Annotated in this window: 14 protein-coding genes; 4 read left to right on the forward strand and 10 right to left on the reverse strand. The window is 70.0% G+C overall.

From position 1 onward, the window contains the following. Window positions 1-69 precede the first annotated feature (69 nt). The 8 genes from ACYBSK_RS06210 to ACYBSK_RS06245 all read right to left on the reverse strand — a co-directional run bounded on the left by ACYBSK_RS06210 (window position 70) and on the right by ACYBSK_RS06245 (window position 9227). Window positions 70-1233: an aldose epimerase family protein gene (locus tag ACYBSK_RS06210; RefSeq protein ID WP_460245425.1), complete on the reverse strand. Its 1164-nt coding sequence runs from the start codon at window positions 1231-1233 to the stop codon at window positions 70-72. A 35-nt stretch (window positions 1234-1268) separates the two neighbouring features. After that, window positions 1269-2522 carry a multiple monosaccharide ABC transporter permease gene (mmsB, locus tag ACYBSK_RS06215; protein WP_457475848.1) on the reverse strand — a complete coding sequence of 418 codons (1254 nt, stop codon included), beginning with the start codon at window positions 2520-2522 and terminating at the stop codon, window positions 1269-1271. Beyond that, window positions 2519-4069, reverse strand: a complete 1551-nt coding sequence (gene mmsA / locus ACYBSK_RS06220; protein WP_457475849.1) for a multiple monosaccharide ABC transporter ATP-binding protein — start codon at window positions 4067-4069, stop codon at window positions 2519-2521. Before mmsA ends, mmsB begins: the two co-directional genes overlap by 4 nt. Window positions 4070-4112: 43 nt before the next feature. Continuing rightward, window positions 4113-5228 carry a multiple monosaccharide ABC transporter substrate-binding protein gene (gene chvE / locus ACYBSK_RS06225; RefSeq protein ID WP_460245426.1) on the reverse strand — a complete coding sequence of 372 codons (1116 nt, stop codon included), beginning with the start codon at window positions 5226-5228 and terminating at the stop codon, window positions 4113-4115. Window positions 5229-5376: 148 nt separating this feature from the next. Then, the gene (locus ACYBSK_RS06230) at window positions 5377-6333 is read right to left on the reverse strand and encodes a hypothetical protein (protein ID WP_457475851.1); all 957 of its coding nucleotides are present in this window, start codon (window positions 6331-6333) and stop codon (window positions 5377-5379) included. 166 nt (window positions 6334-6499) lie between these two features. Next, window positions 6500-7507, reverse strand: a complete 1008-nt coding sequence (locus tag ACYBSK_RS06235; RefSeq protein ID WP_460245427.1) for a zinc-dependent alcohol dehydrogenase — start codon at window positions 7505-7507, stop codon at window positions 6500-6502. Further along, entirely contained in the window at window positions 7504-8661 is a 1158-nt protein-coding gene (locus ACYBSK_RS06240; protein ID WP_457475853.1) for a mandelate racemase/muconate lactonizing enzyme family protein, read from the reverse strand. The genes ACYBSK_RS06235 and ACYBSK_RS06240 overlap by 4 nt, the downstream gene beginning before the upstream one ends. 128 nt (window positions 8662-8789) lie before the next feature. Next, window positions 8790-9227 carry a MarR family winged helix-turn-helix transcriptional regulator gene (locus ACYBSK_RS06245; RefSeq protein ID WP_457475854.1) on the reverse strand — a complete coding sequence of 146 codons (438 nt, stop codon included), beginning with the start codon at window positions 9225-9227 and terminating at the stop codon, window positions 8790-8792. Between the two features lie 126 nt (window positions 9228-9353). Here ACYBSK_RS06245 and ACYBSK_RS06250 point away from each other — a divergent pair, with 126 nt between their 5' ends. The 3 genes from ACYBSK_RS06250 (at window position 9354) to ACYBSK_RS06260 (ending at window position 11845) form a co-directional block, all read left to right on the forward strand. Continuing rightward, entirely contained in the window at window positions 9354-10385 is a 1032-nt protein-coding gene (locus tag ACYBSK_RS06250) for an NADP-dependent oxidoreductase (RefSeq protein WP_457475855.1), read from the forward strand. A gap of 85 nt (window positions 10386-10470) precedes the next feature. Then, entirely contained in the window at window positions 10471-10893 is a 423-nt protein-coding gene (locus ACYBSK_RS06255; protein ID WP_457475856.1) for an organic hydroperoxide resistance protein, read from the forward strand. 40 nt (window positions 10894-10933) lie between these two features. Then, window positions 10934-11845: an EI24 domain-containing protein gene (locus ACYBSK_RS06260; RefSeq protein WP_457475857.1), complete on the forward strand. Its 912-nt coding sequence runs from the start codon at window positions 10934-10936 to the stop codon at window positions 11843-11845. 45 nt (window positions 11846-11890) lie between these two features. Here the strand turns inward: ACYBSK_RS06260 and ACYBSK_RS06265 are convergent, their stop codons facing one another. Continuing rightward, window positions 11891-12475 (reverse strand): TetR/AcrR family transcriptional regulator, encoded by a 585-nt coding sequence (locus ACYBSK_RS06265; RefSeq protein WP_457475858.1) that lies wholly within the window; start codon window positions 12473-12475, stop codon window positions 11891-11893. A 111-nt stretch (window positions 12476-12586) separates the two neighbouring features. Between ACYBSK_RS06265 and ACYBSK_RS06270 the strand changes: the two genes are divergently transcribed. Continuing rightward, entirely contained in the window at window positions 12587-15055 is a 2469-nt protein-coding gene (locus ACYBSK_RS06270; protein WP_460245428.1) for a beta-glucosidase family protein, read from the forward strand. A gap of 106 nt (window positions 15056-15161) precedes the next feature. Here ACYBSK_RS06270 and ACYBSK_RS06275 read toward each other — a convergent pair whose 3' ends face one another. Beyond that, complete coding sequence (locus ACYBSK_RS06275; protein ID WP_460245429.1) at window positions 15162-16163, reverse strand: aldose epimerase family protein; 1002 nt, start codon at window positions 16161-16163, stop codon at window positions 15162-15164. Window positions 16164-16196: the final 33 nt, after the last annotated feature.

The following is a 16196-nucleotide window of genomic DNA, read 5'->3' on the forward strand; positions in this document are numbered from 1 at the left end:
AGTACGGATACGGGCGGGGCGGTGTTCAACGGGTGTGGCTCAGGAGCCGGTCACCCACGTTCCGGTTCCTCACGTGCCGAACGAGTGCACCGTCGTCGTACGGTACGTCTCGCCCGGTCGCAGCACCGTCGACGGGAACGACGGCTGGTTCGGGGAGTCCGGGTAGTGCTGGGTCTCCAGCGCCAGACCGTCGCCCTGCCGGTAGGTGCGCCCCGACTGGCCGACGAGCGTGCCGTCGAGGAAGTTGCCCGAGTAGAACTGAAGGCCCGGCTGGTCCGTCGCGATCTTCAGGCTGCGGCCGGACGACGGGTCGCGCAGCGTCGCCACGAGGACCGGCTTCGCCGTGATGCCCTTGTCCATCACCCAGTTGTGGTCGAAGCCCTTGGCGAGGATCTGCTGCGGGTGGGCGGCGCGGATGTCCCGGCCGATGGGCTTCGCCTTGCGGAAGTCGAACGGGGTGCCCGCGACCTTCGCCAGCTCACCGGTCGGGATGAGGCCCGCGTCGGTGGGCGTGTAGCGGGAGGCGGCCAGCGTCAGCTCGTGGTCGTAGATCGTGCCGCTGCCCTCGCCCGCGAGGTTGTAGTAGGTGTGATTGGTGAGGTTCACGACCGTGGGCTTGTCGGTCGTGGCCTCGTAGTCGATCCGCCAGTCGCCGCGCGCGGTGAGCGTGTAGGTGACCTTGGTCTTGAGCGTGCCGGGGTAGCCCATCTCGCCGTCGACCGACGTGTAGTACATGTGCAGGCCGACGTCGGAGCCCGAGGTGAACGGCTCGATGTCCCAGATCCGCTTGTCGAAGCCCTTGGCGCCGCCGTGCAGCGAGTTCTCGCCGTCGTTGACGGAGACCTGGTACGCCTTGCCGTCGAGGGTGAACTTCCCCTTGGCGATGCGGTTGCCGTAGCGGCCGATGGTGGCACCGAAGAACGTGGTGCCCGCGACGTACTCCTCGATGGTGTCGTAGCCGAGGGAGACGTTCACGTACCGGCCGTGCCGGTCCGGCAGTTCCAGCGACTGGACGATGCCGCCGTAGTTGAGGACCTTCATGCGGGTGCCGCCGTTCGACAGCGACCAGCGGTAGACCTTGGTGCCGTCGGCGAGCTTGCCGAAGGGTTCCTTCACGGGCTTCCTGCCTCCGGAGGCGTGTGCTGCCGATGCGTGCGCCGTGCCGCCGAGTGCGGTGGCGGCGACTCCAGCGGCCGCGGCCGAGGCCATGACCGTACGTCTGCTCAGTTCCATCTGTGCGGCTCCAAAAGTGAGAAGTGAAACCAGACCTACGAACCGGACTTGCGCTTGTTCCACACGTCGAAGCCGACCGCGGCGAGCAGGGCCAGGCCCTTGATCACCGACTGCCAGTCGGAGCCGACGCCGAGCAGATTCATGCCGTTGTTCAGCACGCCGAGGACGAGACCGCCGATGATCGCGCCGAGGATGGTGCCGACGCCGCCGCTCATCGACGCGCCGCCGATGAACGACGCGGCGATCGCCTCGAGTTCGAAGTTGAGGCCCGCCTTCGGCGAGGCCGCGTTCAGGCGGGACGCGACGACCAGACCCGCCAGGGCCGCGAGCACGCCCATGTTCAGGAAGACGTAGAAGGAGACCTTCTTGTCCTTCACGCCGGACAGCTTCGCGGCCGGCAGGTTGCCGCCGATCGCGTAGATGTGGCGGCCGAAGATCGAGTTGCGCATCACGTAGCCGTAGCCGACCACCAGGGCGCCGAGGATGATCAGGACGATCGGGGTGCCCTTGTAGCTGGCGAGCAGCAGCGTCACCGTGGCGATCGCCGCGACGATCGCGACGATCTTCAGCACGAACAGGTTGAACGGCACCACGTCGAGCGAGAACTCGCGCTGCCGGCGCCGGTCGCGCAGCTCCTGCCAGACCACCGCGGCGGCGAGCAGGACGCCCAGCAGCAGCGTGAGGTTGTGGTAGTTGGTGTTCGGGCCGACCTGCGGCAGGAACCCGTTGCCGATCTTCTGGAGGCCGTCCGGGAACGGGCCGAGGGTCTGCCCCTTGAGCAGGATCTCGGTGAGCCCGCGCCACACCAGCATGCCCGCGAGGGTCACGATGAACGACGGTATGCCGCCGTACGCGATGAGCCAGCCCTGGATCGAGCCGGCGATGCCGCCCATCACCAGGCAGAGGATCATCGCGACGGGCCAGGACACGTCGTGGCTGACGGTGAGCACCGCCGCCATCGATCCGACGAACGCCGTCAACGAGCCCACGGACAGGTCGATGTGGCCCGCGATGATCACCAGCATCATGCCGATCGCGAGGATCAGGATGTAGCTGTTCTGGAGGACCAGGTTCGAGACGTTGCGCGGCAGGATCAGGTCGCCGTTCGTCCACACGGCGAAGACGGCGACCAGCAGACCGAGCGCGATCAGCATCCCGTACTGGCGCATGTTGCGGCGCATGCCGTCCATGACGAGTTGCAGGAGGCCGCCCCCGGCCGCCCCGCCCTCCTTGCGCGGCGGCGGTGGCGGCGCGGCCGCCGGGATCTTGTCCGTCACGTTCGTGCTCATCGCGCTACCTCTTTGTCCTTCGTCATCAGGCGCATCAGCGATTCCTGCGTCGCCTCGGCCCGCGGCACCTCGCCGGTCAGGCGGCCCGCGGCCATCGTGTAGATGCGGTCGCACATGCCGAGCAGCTCGGGCAGCTCGGAGGAGATGAAGACGACCGCCTTGCCCTCGGCCGCGAGCTTGTCGATGACCGTGTAGATCTCGTACTTGGCGCCGACATCGATGCCACGCGTCGGCTCGTCGAGGATCAGCACGTCGGGCCCCGCGAAGATCCACTTGCTGAGGACGACCTTCTGCTGGTTGCCGCCCGACAGCTTCCCCGCCGGTTCGAACACCGTGGGGGCCTTGATGTTCATCGACGTGCGGTAGCCCTCGGCGACCTGCCGCTCCTCGTGCTCGTTCACGACACCGCGCTTGGCGACCTTCCCGAGGGCGCTCAGCGTGATGTTGCGGCCGATGGTGTCGATGAGGTTGAGGCCGTAGTGCTTGCGGTCCTCGGTGACGTACGCGATCCCGTGGCCGACCGCGTCGGAGACGTGCCGCGTGCTGATCTCCTCGCCGTCCTTCAGGACGACGCCGCCCGCGTACCGGCCGTAGGTCCGCCCGAACAGGTTCATCGCCAGCTCGGTGCGGCCCGCGCCCATCAGCCCCGCGATGCCGACGATCTCGCCGCGGCGCACGCTGAGCGACACGTCGTCGACGACCTTGCGCTCCCGGTCGATGGGGTGGCGCACCGTCCAGTTGCGGATCTCCATGGCCGGCGCCGCGCCCGCCTCCGGCTGGTGCGGGGTGCGCTCGGGGAAGCGGTGGTCGAGGTCCCGGCCGACCATGCCGGAGATGATCCGGTCCTCGGTGGTCTCCGGGGCCCGCACGTCGAGCGTCTCGACGGTGCGCCCGTCGCGCAGGATCGTCACCGAGTCGGCGACCTTGCGGATCTCGTTCAGCTTGTGCGAGATGATGATCGAGGTGATGCCCTGGTCCTTCAGTTCCAGGATCAGATCGAGGAGCGTGTCGGAGTCCTCGTCGTTCAGCGAGGCCGTCGGCTCGTCCAGGATCAGCAGCTTCACCTCCTTGGCGAGCGCCTTGGCGATCTCCACGAGCTGCTGCTTGCCCACGCCGATGTCGGCGACGCGCGTGTTGGGGTTCTCGTTCAGGCCCACGCGGCGCAGTTGGCGCGTCGCGTGCCCGAGCGTCTCGTGCCAGTTGATGAAGCCGCGGCTCGCGTGCTCGTTGCCGAGGAACATGTTCTCGGCGATCGACAGGAACGGCACGAGCGCCAGCTCCTGGTGGATGATGACGATGCCGCGCGCCTCGCTGGCGTTGATGTCCTTGAACTCGCAGTGCTCTCCGTCGAAGAGGATGTCCCCTTCGTAACTCCCGTGCGGGTGGACGCCGGAGAGCACCTTCATCAGGGTGGACTTCCCGGCGCCGTTCTCCCCGCAGATGGCGTGGACCTCGCCGGGCTGGACGCTCAGGGAGACGTCCGACAGCGCCTTGACGCCGGGAAAGGTCTTGACGATCGAGCGCATTTCCAGGACGGGTCCCGCCATGGTCGTGCCCTTCTTGCTAGTGAGCGAAAACGGTCGGCAGGGGTTACTTCAGGCCCAGGTCGGACTTGGTGTAGTAGCCGCTGTCGATGAGCGTCTTCTCGTAGTTGGTCTTGTCGACGCTGACCGGGGTCAGCAGGTACGAGGGGACGACCTTGGCACCGTTGTCGTACGTCTTGGTGTCGTTGACCTCGGGCTTCTTGTCGTTGAGGACCTTGTCGACCATGTCCACCGACACCTCGGCGAGCTTGCGGGTGTCCTTGTAGACCGTCGCGTACTGCTGGCCCGCGATGATCGACTTCACGGAGGCGACCTCGGCGTCCTGACCGGAGACCACGGGCAGCGGCTTGGCCTTCGTGCCGTAGTCGTCGGACTTCAGCGCCGAGAGGATGCCGATGGAGATGCCGTCGTACGGCGAGAGCACCGCGTCGACCTTGTCGCTCTTGTACGTCGAGGTGAGGATGTCGTCCATGCGCTTCTGCGCGGTGGCGCCGTCCCAGCGCAGCGTGGTGACCTGGTTGAGCTTGGTCTGGCCGGACTTGACGACGAGCTGCTTCTTGTCGATGTACGGCTGGAGCACGGACATCGCGCCGTTGAAGAAGTACTTGGTGTTGTTGTCGTCGTTGGAGCCGGCGAACAGCTCCAGGTTGAACGGGCCCTTCTTGCCGCTGTCGAGGCCCAGCTTCTTGACGAGGGCGCCGGCCTGGAGCTCGCCGACCTTCTCGTTGTCGAACGTCGCGTAGTAGTCGACGTTCTTCGAGTCCAGAATCAGGCGGTCGTACGCGATGACGGGGATGTTCGCGTCCTTGGCCTCCTGGAGGACGTTGTTGAGCGACTTGTTGTCGATCGCCGCGATGATCAGGGCCGAGACACCCTGGGTGATCATGTTCTCGATCTGCGAGACCTGCTGGTCGGGGTCGTCCTCGCCGAACGCCAGCTTGGTCTTGTAGCCCTTCGCCTCCAGCGACTTCACGACGTTGTTGCCGTCGGCGATCCACCGCTCGGAGGACTTGGTCGGCATCGCGATGCCGACGGTGGAGCCCTTCGCGCTCTTCTTCTCGTCCTTGCTGCCGCCCTCACTGTTCTGGCCGCAGGCGGACAGGGTGAGCGCCAGGGAGGCGGAGGCGGCTATCGCGGTGAGAACGGCTCGACGGTTTCGCATGGTCATCATCCTTGATGTGTGAGTGCACAAGTGCGGGGCTGTGCTCGGCGGTGCGAAGTCGCTTGCGAGGAACGGTGGTTGACCCGGTGAGGATGCGTTGGATTCTGCGCGGCCCTGTCCGCTTCTGGGAAGTTCCGTGCCCGGAACGTTATTCGCCCGTGTCGAAGCGGCTCAGCGTCCCCGGCAGCCGCGACCCCAGCGGCGACATCCCGCCGTCCGCACCGTGCCGCGCCAGCAGGTCGAGCGCGAGCCGCCCCCGGCGCACCCGCTCGCGCGCGGTGTCCAGGGTGACGTCCCGCAGATGGGTCCCGTACGGGTAGATCGACGGCGCCTTGGCGAGCCCGAACTTCAGGTACAACGGGGCGCCGCGGCGCACCAGTTCGGCGATCTCGTACATCCGGACATAGCCGCCGAGGTCGTCGGGCGCCTCCACGTACATGTCCATGGGCGCGGCGGACACCCGCCGGATCTCGGTGAGATGCGCGAGCGTGAGGTCGCTCGGCACGTTCAGCGAGTCGGCCCCGAGCTTCTCGTACACGGAGTACGCGGCCGGGTTCACCGGCCCGACGAGGGCCGACAGCTTGAGGGTGGTGTCGGCCGGGATGACGCCCCGGACGCGCGCCCGGTGCAGCGTCCACAGCACGCCCTCGTCGGCGACGAGCAGGCACTTGACGCCCAACTCGGTGGCCCGCACGGCGTCTTCGACGCATCCGGCGACGGCGTCGTGCCCCCGGGCGCGCAGTCCGGCGCCCCCCGAGTCAGTCCGTACGGAGGCGCCGGTGTCCCAGGTGCCGCGGGGCCCGGTGAACAGGCAGAGCTCGATGTCACGCTCGGCGGTGGCCTCGACCATCTCCACGATCTCGGCGTCCCGCAGCATCCACACGCCGCTGCCCTGGCTGATGCGGTGGATGGGCACGTCGAGCCGCGAGGACTCCTTCAGCACGGTGGCCACGGCCTCCGGCCCCTCGACCGAGGGGATCTCGGTACGCCAGGTGCCCCCGTCGGGAAAGGTGTGCGCGGAGGCATCGGCGTCGTCCCGCTCCGGGGCACTGAGCCCGAGCGCGGAAAGTGCGGGTTCGCCGGGACGGCGGGGTGTGTCGGTCACGGTGGTCCTTTTCAAGTTGTTCGATATATCGAATGAGGTTCGGGTGGGGCGCCCCGTCAAGCCCCTCGGCGATCGAGGAGCCCGATGAAGCCCCTCCGGCGATTGAGGAGCGGGGTGCGGGGCAGCGCCCCGCGAAACCCCGTCGCCGCGAAACGCCCCGGCAGGGCTAAGGCCGCAACAACACCTTGCCCACCGCAGGGTCCCCCGCCCCGACCCGCTCGATCGCCTCGGCGAACCGCTCCAACGGCACCTCGTGCGTCACGAGCGGCAACGGATCGAGCAACCCCGCCCCGAACATCCGCACCGCGTGCGCCCACGCGTCCGGCGCGGCCCCGAACACGGTCCGCACCTCCAGCTGCCGCACCACGAGGTCGGTCGGGTCGAGCCCCTCCGCCGCCCCGGCCGCCGGAATCCCGGTGAGCACCAGCCGCCCGCCCCGCCGCAGCAAGGACGCCGCCGTACGCGCCGCGGAGGCGGACCCGGCGGTCTCGATGACGACGTCGAGGTCGTCCGGCAGCGCGTCCGTGCGCAGCCGGAAATCGGTGCCGCCGAACTGCCGCGCCAGAGCGGCCCGGTCGTCGCGCGTACCGACGACCACCAGCTCCGCGGGCGAGGCGGCGCTGAGGAACTGCACGGCGAACATCCCGAGCGTCCCGGTCCCGACCACGCCCACCCGCTGACCGGGCAGCGCCTGCGCCTTCAGCGCGGCGGCGGCGATGCACGCGGCGGGTTCCAGCAGCGCGGCGGCGGTGAGGTCGGCGTCGTCGGGCAGCACGTGCAGCAGCCGCGCCGGGAGCGTCAGCGTCGAGGCCATGGCCCCGGGCTGGGTGAACCCGGTCTCCTCGTACCCGTCGGTGCACAGGGTCGTCTCACCCGCGTGGCACCGGTCGCAGACCTGGCAGTTGCGGAACCCCTCGCCGACGACCTTCCGGCCGGCCAGGGACCCCGGCACCCCGTCGCCCACCGCGTCCACGACGCCGGACCACTCGTGCCCCGGCGTCAGCGGGTAACGCACGTACCCCTCGGGCCTGTTGCCCTGGTAGACCTCGCGGTCGCTGCCGCAGATCCCCACGGCGTGCACCCGCACCCGCGCCTCGCCGGGGCCCGGAGCCACGGGCTCGTGCGGGACGACCCGGTGCTTGCCCGGCGCGTCGACGACGACGGCGGAACTCATTCCGACGCCTTCGGCTGACGCTTCTCCCAGCCCTCGGCCCACAGGTCGAACCGGGCCTGCTGCTGGGGGAACTCGGCGGCCGCGTCGACGTCGAGCTCGACGCCGAGGCCCGGCTCGTGGGACAGCTCGAAGTAGCCGTCGACGACCTGCGGGGCGCCCTTCACCACCTTCTTGATCTCCGCGTCGGCGAAGTCGTTGAAGTGCTCCAGGATCTTGAAGTTGGGCGAGGTGAAGCCCACTTGGAGCGAGGCGGCGGTCAGCACGGGGCCGCCCACGTTGTGCGGAGCGACCAGCATGTAGTGCGTCTCCGCCGTCGCCGCGAGCTTGCGCGTCTCCCAGATGCCGCCGATGTGGCCGACGTCGGGCTGGAGGATGTCGACCGCCTGGCTCTCGAACAGCTCCCGGAACTCGATCCGGTCGTGGATCCGCTCACCGGTCGCCACCGGCATCTCGACCTTCGCGGCCACCTTCTCCAGCGCCTTGAGGTTCTCCGGCGGCACCGGCTCCTCCAGCCACGCGGGCTTGAACGGGGCCAGGTCCTTGGCCAGCCGGACCGCCGTCGAGGGCGAGAACCGGCCGTGCATCTCCAGCATCAGCTCGGCGTCGGGACCGATCGCGTCGCGCACCGCCTCGATCAGCGACACTGCGTACAGCGACTGCTCGTGGTCCAGCTCGAAGTGCCCGGTGCCGAACGGGTCGATCTTCAGCGCCTTGTACCCGCGCTCCATGACCGCCTGCGCGGCCTTGTGGTACGCCTCCGGCGTGCGCTCGGTCGTGTACCAGCCGTTGGCGTACGCCTTGACCTTGTCGGTGACCTTGCCGCCGAGCAGCTGCCACACCGGCACCCCGAGGGCCTTGCCCTTGATGTCCCAGCAGGCCATCTCGATCACGGCGATGCCGGACATGACGATCTCGCCGGCCCGCCCGTAGTCGCCGTACTTCATCCGCTTGACCAGGTCCTCGACGGCGAAGGGATCCGAGCCGAGAATGTGGTTGGCCTTGGCCTCGTTCAAGTACCCGATGAGCGCGTCGGTGTGTCCCAGCATCCGGGTCTCACCGACACCTGTCAGCCCCTCGTCGGTGTGCACCTGTACGTAGGTCAGGTTCCGCCACGGAGTCCCGACCACATGCGTGCTGATTCCCGTGATCCGCAAGGCAGTTGCCCCCTGTGCCGTTCGAAATTTCGTCTGCCGTTCGAAATGCTGGCGTGACAGTAAGTCGGGCTCACGGGGGTGTCAATAAGTCGGGACAGGACGAAAAGCGATCGGGCTCCTGTCGGGGGTCAGCCCGCCGAGACCATCCGGCGCAGCATGTCCCGGAACGCGACCCGTTCCTCCTGCGACAGTCCGGACATCGGCTCCCGCGCGAAGTCCAGCGAGTCCCGCAGGGCCCGCGCGACCTGCCGGCCCTCCGCCGTCACGGCGGCCACCTTCACCCGCCGGTCGCCCGGAGACGCCTGCCGCTCCACGAGCCCGCGGCCCTCCAGGCGGTCCACGATCCCCGTCACGTTCGACGGCTCGCACTTCAGGCGCTGCGCCACCTGCCGCATCGGCAGCGGTTCGAGCGACAGCAGGCCGAGCACCCGCGCCTGCGCGCCGGTCAGCCCGTGCCGCGAGGCGGCCTCCTCGTACTCCTGGTGGTAGCGCGCGACGATCTCCCCGATCAGCTCGAGGACCTCGAGCGTGAGGGGGTCCGTGCGGGGGGTACGCGGTGCGGCCATGAGGAACAGCGTACCCAGTTGCTTGACATCCTGAAATATTCAGGAGCATTGTTGTTTCAGGTACTGAAGTATTTTCCGCATGCTTCGGCCACGTGCTAATCGCCCCCTCGACATAAGGATCAGCGCATGACCGCCGACACCCCCCAGATTCCCGCCACCGGCCGCGAGTGGGTCCTGCTCAGCCGCCCCGTCGGCTGGCCCAAGCCCGAGGACTTCGAGCTGCGCGAGGCCCCGGTCGCCGAGCCGGGCCCCGGCCAGGTGCTGGTCAAGAACCTGTACGTGTCCGTGGACCCGTACATGCGCGGCCGCATGTCCGCCGCGAAGTCCTACGTCGCCCCCTACGAGCTGGGTGAGCCCATGCAGGCCGGGGCCGTCGGCGTCGTCCTCGCCTCGAACGACGAGGGCGTGGCCGTCGGCGACCACGTGCTGCACTTCTTCGGCTGGCGCGAGTACGCGACGTTCGACGCCAAGCAGGCCGTGAAGGTCGACCCGGACGCCGCGCCCCTGTCCACGTACCTCGGGGTCCTCGGCATGACCGGCCTCACCGCGTACGCGGGCCTGCTGCGCACCCTCGACTTCAAGGAGGGCGACAGCGTCTTCGTCTCCGGCGCGGCCGGCGCGGTCGGCGGCCAGGTCGGCCAGATCGCCAAGCTCAAGGGCGCCTCGCGCGTCATCGGCTCGGCCGGCTCGGACGAGAAGGTCAAGCTGCTCCTGGACGAGTACGGCTTCGACGCCGCCTTCAACTACAAGACGGGCGACGTCCACACGCTCCTGAAGGAAGCGGCCCCCGACGGCATCGACGCCTACTTCGACAACGTCGGCGGCGACCACCTGGAGGCCGCCATCGCCCGTCTGAACCGCGACGGCCGCATCGCCATCTGCGGCGCGATCTCCGTCTACAACACGACGGAGCCGGCCCCCGGCCCGCGCAACCTCACCCGCCTCATCCAGACCCGCGGCCGCATCGAGGGCTTCCTCGTCGGCGACCACTACGACCTCCAGCCGCAGTTCGTGCAGGAGGTCGGCGCCTGGATCCGCTCCGGCGAGCTGAAGTACCGCGAGACGGTCGTCGAGGGCATCGAGAACAACCTGGAGGCGTTCCTCGGCGTACTGCGCGGCGACAACACCGGAAAGATGGTCGTGAAGCTGGGGGAGTGACTCCCGCCACACCCGATGATTCCATGATTCGGTAACCTCGTTCCGCTAAACGAAAGAAATACCCGCGCGAACGAGGGAGCCGGTCATGGCCATCACGCAGTCCGACGTCGTCTACACCGCCACCGCCACCGCGGAGAACGGCCGCGACGGCCGCGTCTCCACCAGCGACGGCAAGCTCGACCTCGTCGTCAACCCGCCCAAGGAGCAGGGCGGCTCCGGCGAGGGCACCAACCCCGAGCAGCTCTTCGCCGCCGGTTACAGCGCCTGCTTCCAGGGTGCGCTCGCCGTCGTCGCCCGCCAGGAGGGCGCGGACGTCTCCGGCTCGACCGTCACCGCCAACGTCGGCATCGGCAAGAACGACGACGGCTTCGGCATCATCGTCGAGATCGCCGCCGCCATCCCGAACGTGGACGCGGCCACCGCCAAGTCCCTGGTCGAGAAGGCCCACCAGGTCTGCCCGTACTCCAAGGCGACCCGCGGCAACATCACGGTCACGCTCTCCGTCTGAGCTTGATGCGCCACCAGGCCCGTCCCGTAAGGTTTGCGCCATGCGTGATCTCGGGGCGGGCTTCGGCTATTTGATGAAGGGGCAGCGTTGGGTTGCCCAGCACGGAAAGCAGTACGGCTGGAGCCTGCTGCCAGGGCTGATCACCCTCGTCCTGTACGCGGCGGCACTGGTCTGTCTCGCCGTCTGGGGCGGCGACTTCATCTCCTGGGTCACCCCGTTCGCCGACGACTGGACGTCCCCGTGGCAGGGCCTGTTCCGCGGCTTCCTCACGGCCGTCCTGTTCGCGCTCGGCCTGCTCCTGTCGGTGCTGACCTTCACCGCGGTGACCCTCCTGATCGGCCAGCCCTTCTACGAGTCGCTGTCCGAGGAGGTCGACCGGGCGGAGAGCGGCGGCCACGCGCCGGAGTCCGGCCTGTCGCTGCTGCGCGAACTGTGGATCTCGGCCCGTGACAGCCTGCGGCTGCTCGTGCGCGCCGCCCTGTGGGGCATCCTCCTGTTCGCCCTCGGGTTCGTCCCGTTCGTCGGCCAGACCGTGATCCCGGTCATCGGCTTCTTCGTCACCGGCTACTTCCTCACGGAGGAGCTGACGTCGGTGGCCTGGCAGCGCCGCAACCGCGAAGTGCGCGAGCGCCTCGCCGTGCTCCGCTCCCGCAAGGGCCTCGCCTGGGGCTTCGGTACACCGCTGGCGGTCGCCTTCCTGGTGCCGTTCGTCGCGGTGTTCCTGATGCCGGGCGCGGTGGCGGGGGCGACCCTGATGGTGCGCGAGCTGGAGGGCGAGAACGAGACGCCGCAGCCGGCGCAGGCGCAGACCCCGGACGCCGGGACGCAGTGGCCGGCCGCTCCCGGTCAGGGGCAGGGCCAGGCCCAGGCCCAGCACGTGCAGTGGCCGCCCGCGCCCGGCCAGGACCAGGGGCACGGCACGCAGTGGCCCGGGGCGCACGGCCAGGGCTAGGGCCTGTCGGCAGCGGCCGGACCCTGAGCGGGTGACGGGCCCGAACTACCCCTCGCCGCCCAGCAGTTCCAGGAAGTCCCGCACCGCGCCCGGCATGTCCACGGCCTCCGGGTCCAGCAGCCACTGGTACTGCAACCCGTCCATCACCGCGACCAGCAGCGGCGCCGCCCGCTCCGGCGTGAGCCCGCCCGGCAGCCGCTCCCCGTACTCGGCGCGCAGCACCTCGGCCATCGCCTCCCGCACGCCGGTGTAGCGCCGCGTGAAGAACTCCCGCGCCGGATGGTCGTCGGTCACCGACTCGCCGAGCAGCGCGGAGAACGTCTGCACGATGCCGCGGCGCATCGCGTTGTACTCGACCAGCGAGCCGAGCAGATCGAGGCGCCACTGACTGCTGGGCACCGAGTCCCACTGGTCGCGCTCCTCCAGGACGGCGACGAGCAGCGCCTCCTTGGTGGGGAAGTGGTGCAGCAGCCCCTGCTGGGTCAGCCCCACCCGCTCCGCGACCGCCGCGAGACTCGCGCCCCGGTACCCGCGCTCCGCGATGACCTCCAGCGCGGCCCGCAGGATCTCGGCCCGGCGTTCATGGCTCCTGGCGGTCCTGGTGCTGCTCATGCGGTCACCGTACGGCACGTCCCCGGCGCCTCCGCGCGGCCAAGGTTACGTAAAGGTAACGAAACCTACCGCTCTACAGGTGGCGGGTGCACGATGGAGGCGCCCAGACTTCGACGAGGAGGTGCCGGCATGGCGCAGCAGGCGAACGGCGACGGCAAGGTACAGGCGGGGGGCGGGGGAGAGGCGGCCGACCGGGCCCGCGAGGCGGTCGTCGAGGCCGCGCTCGGCAAGCTCGACCTGGACACCAAGGCCCGGCTGCTCGCCGGCCAGGACATGTGGTCGCTGCCCGCCGTCCCCGACATCGGCCTGGCCTCCCTCGTCATGTCCGACGGCCCCATCGGCGTGCGCGGCGTGCGCTGGAGCGCCGACGACCCGTCGATCGCCCTGCCGTCCCCGACCGCGCTCGGCGCCACCTGGGACCCCGCACTCGCCCGCCGCGCGGGCGCGCTGCTCGCCCAGGAGGCCCGCCGCAAGGGCGTCCACGTACTGCTCGCCCCGACCGTGAACCTGCACCGCTCCCCGCTCGGCGGCCGCCACTTCGAGACGTACAGCGAGGACCCGTACCTCGCCGGGGCCATGGGCAGCGGCTACGTCCAGGGCGTGCAGTCCGGCGGCGTCGGCACCACGATGAAGCACTACGTCGCGAACGACGCCGAGACCGACCGCTTCACGGTGAACAACGTCGTCTCCGAACGGGCCCTGCGCGAGCTGTACTTGGCCCCCTTCGAGGCCATCGTCAAGAACGCCCGGCCCTGGGGCGTCATGACCGCCTACAACTCGGTCAACGGCACCTCCATGACCGAACACCGCCACCTCGTCAACGAGATCCTGCGCGACGAGTGGGGCTTCGACGGCTTCAACGTCTCCGACTGGATGGCGGCCCGCTCCACCGTCGGCGACATCAAGGGCGGCCTGGACGTCGCGATGCCGGGCCCGCAGACGGTGTACGGCGCCGCGCTGGCGGCGGCCGTCCGCTCCGGCGAGGTCGACGAGTCCGAGGTCGACGGCGCCGTGCGCAACGTGCTGCGGCTCGCGGCGCGGGTCGGCGCGCTGGAAGGAGCCGAACCGGCCGTCACGGACCTTCCGGACCGGATCGACGGCGAGGCCCTGGCCCGCGAGATCGCCCACCGGTCCTTCGTCCTCGTCCGCAACTCCGGCGTCCTGCCGCTGCGTTCGGACGCGCGGATCGCCCTCATCGGGGCGGCGGCGCGCGACGCCCGCGTCCTCGGCGGCGGCTCGGCCACGGTGTTCCCGTCCCGGATCGTCTCCCCGCTCGACGGCCTGAGCGCCGCGCTGCCCGACCTGACGTACAGCGTCGGCGCGGACCCGAGCGACGAACTCGCCGTCGCCGACAAGGGGTTCACGCTCCGCGCGATCTGCCGCGACGCCGACGGCGCCGTCCTCGGCGAGGGCACGCTCCCGAACGGCCAGGTCCAGTGGCTCGGCGCGGACCTGCCGCCCGGCGTCACCCACGACGCGCTGCACAGCATCGAGGTGACGGGCACCTTCACCCCGCGCGAGAGCGGCGACCACGCCTTCGGCACGCGCGGCCTCGGCGCGTTCACCCTCACCGTCGACGGCACCGTCCTCTACGAGGGCGTCCAGGCCATGGGCGCGGAGACCGACCCCTTCGAGGCGGTCTTCGGCGCTCCGGTGGAACGCGGCACGGTCGCCCTGGAGGAGGGGAAGGCCATCAAGGTCTCCCTCCTCCACACCCTCGACAAGTCCCAGGCCATGCCGCTGCCCGCGGTCCTCTTCAGCCTCGTGCACCTGGACCCGCGCCGCGACGAGGACGCCCTGCTCGCCGAGGCCGTCGCCGCCGCGCGCGAGGCCGAGGTCGCCGTCATCGTGGTCGCCACGACCGACCGCGTCGAGTCCGAGGGCTTCGACCGCACCGACCTCCGGCTCCCCGGCCGCCAGGACGACCTGGTCCGCGCCGTCGCCGCCGCGAACCCCCGCACCGTGGTCGTCGTCAACTCCGGCTCCCCGGTGGAGATGCCGTGGCGCGAGGACGTCGCGGCCGTGCTGCTGTCGTGGTTCCCCGGCCAGGAGGGCGGCGCGGCCCTCGCCGACGTCCTCACCGGCGCCGAGGAACCGGGCGGCCGCCTCCCCACCACGTGGGGCGCGCTCACGGACGCCCCGGTCACCCGGGTGACCCCGGTCGACGGCGAACTCCCGTACACGGAGGACGTCTTCATCGGCTACCGCGCCTGGGAGACCTCGGACGCCACCCCCGCCTACCCCTTCGGCCACGGCCTCGGCTACACCGACTGGACCTACGAGTCCCTCGAAATCGACGGCACCACGGCCACGGTCCGCGTCCGCAACACGGGCCGACGTCCGGGCCGCGAGGTGATCCAGCTCTACGTGTCCCCGGCCACCCCCGACCCGACCCGCCCACCCCGCTGGCTCGCGGGCTTCGCGACGGTGACGGCGCCCCCCGGCGAATCGGCCCAGGCCACCATCACCCTCCCCCGCCGCGCCTTCGAAACCTGGGACGAGACGACACACCGGTGGACCTCTCCACCCGGCACGTACGAGGTGGCAGCCGCTCACTCCCTCACGGACCTCCGCCTCACACATCCCTACGAAGGCTGAGCTTTCCAAGCCCCTCCGGCGCTTGAGGAGCGGGGTATGGGGCAGCGCCCCATATTCAGCCCCTCCGGCGCTTGAGGAGCGGGGTCCGGGGCGGAGCCCCGAGGCGTCAACCCCGGATCCCGAACCGGTACACCGTCGACGACCGATACACCTCCCCCGGCCGCACCACGGTCGACGGAAACTCCCCCCGATTCGGCGAATCCGGAAAGTGCTGCGTCTCCAACGCAATCCCGTCCCCAGGCGCAAACGACCCCGCCCCACCCAACCCGTCCGCGGTGTACAACTGCACCCCCGGCTCCGTCGTGGCAACACCCAGCACCCGCCCCGACCCCGGCTCCCACAACTCCGCCACCTCGACCACCTCACGCCCGACCCCCTTGTCGAGCACATAGTTGTGGTCGTACCCACCCGACACCTTCCGGCTCTCCCGGAAGTCGAGTTCCGTCCCGCCCACATCCACCAGCTCACCGGTCGGAACGAGCGCCTCGTCGACCGCCGTCACCCGCCCACCGTCGATCCGCAACTCGTGCCGCCCCACCGCACTCCCGGAACCCGCCCCGCCCAGATTCCAGTACGTGTGATTCGTGAGGTTCACCGGCGTCGGCGCGTCCGTGACGGCCTCGTACGAGATCCGCAGCGCCCCACCCGCCTCCAGCGCGTACGTCACCGAGACCTCGACCCGCCCCGGGAACCCCTCCTCGCCGTGCGGCGACACCCGGCTGAGCCGCACCGCGTACGCGCCGACGGCCTCCGCGTCCCACACCCGCTTGTCGAAGCCCCGCTCGCCGCCGTGCAGCGAGTTCGTCCCGTCGTTCTGCGCGAGGTGGTACGTCCGCCCGTCCAGCGGGAACCGGCCGCCCGCGATCCGGTTCGCGTACCGTCCGACCACCGCGCCGAAGTACGGCTCCGGGTGCGCCAGATACCCGTCGAGGCCGGGGAACCCGAGCACCACGTCGGCCACGGCACCGTCCCGGTCGGGCACCTCCACCGACTGAAGGATCCCGCCGTACGTCAGAACGCGTACCCGCACTCCGTCCCGCTCCAGGGTCCAGCGGTGGACGGGGGAGCGGTCGGGATCGGGCAGGGCGCCGAAGAGTTCGCTGTGCATGATCGAGACCCTACGCCGCGCCGCGACGCCCCG

The sequence above is a fragment of the Streptomyces sp. BYX5S genome (assembly GCF_054724165.1).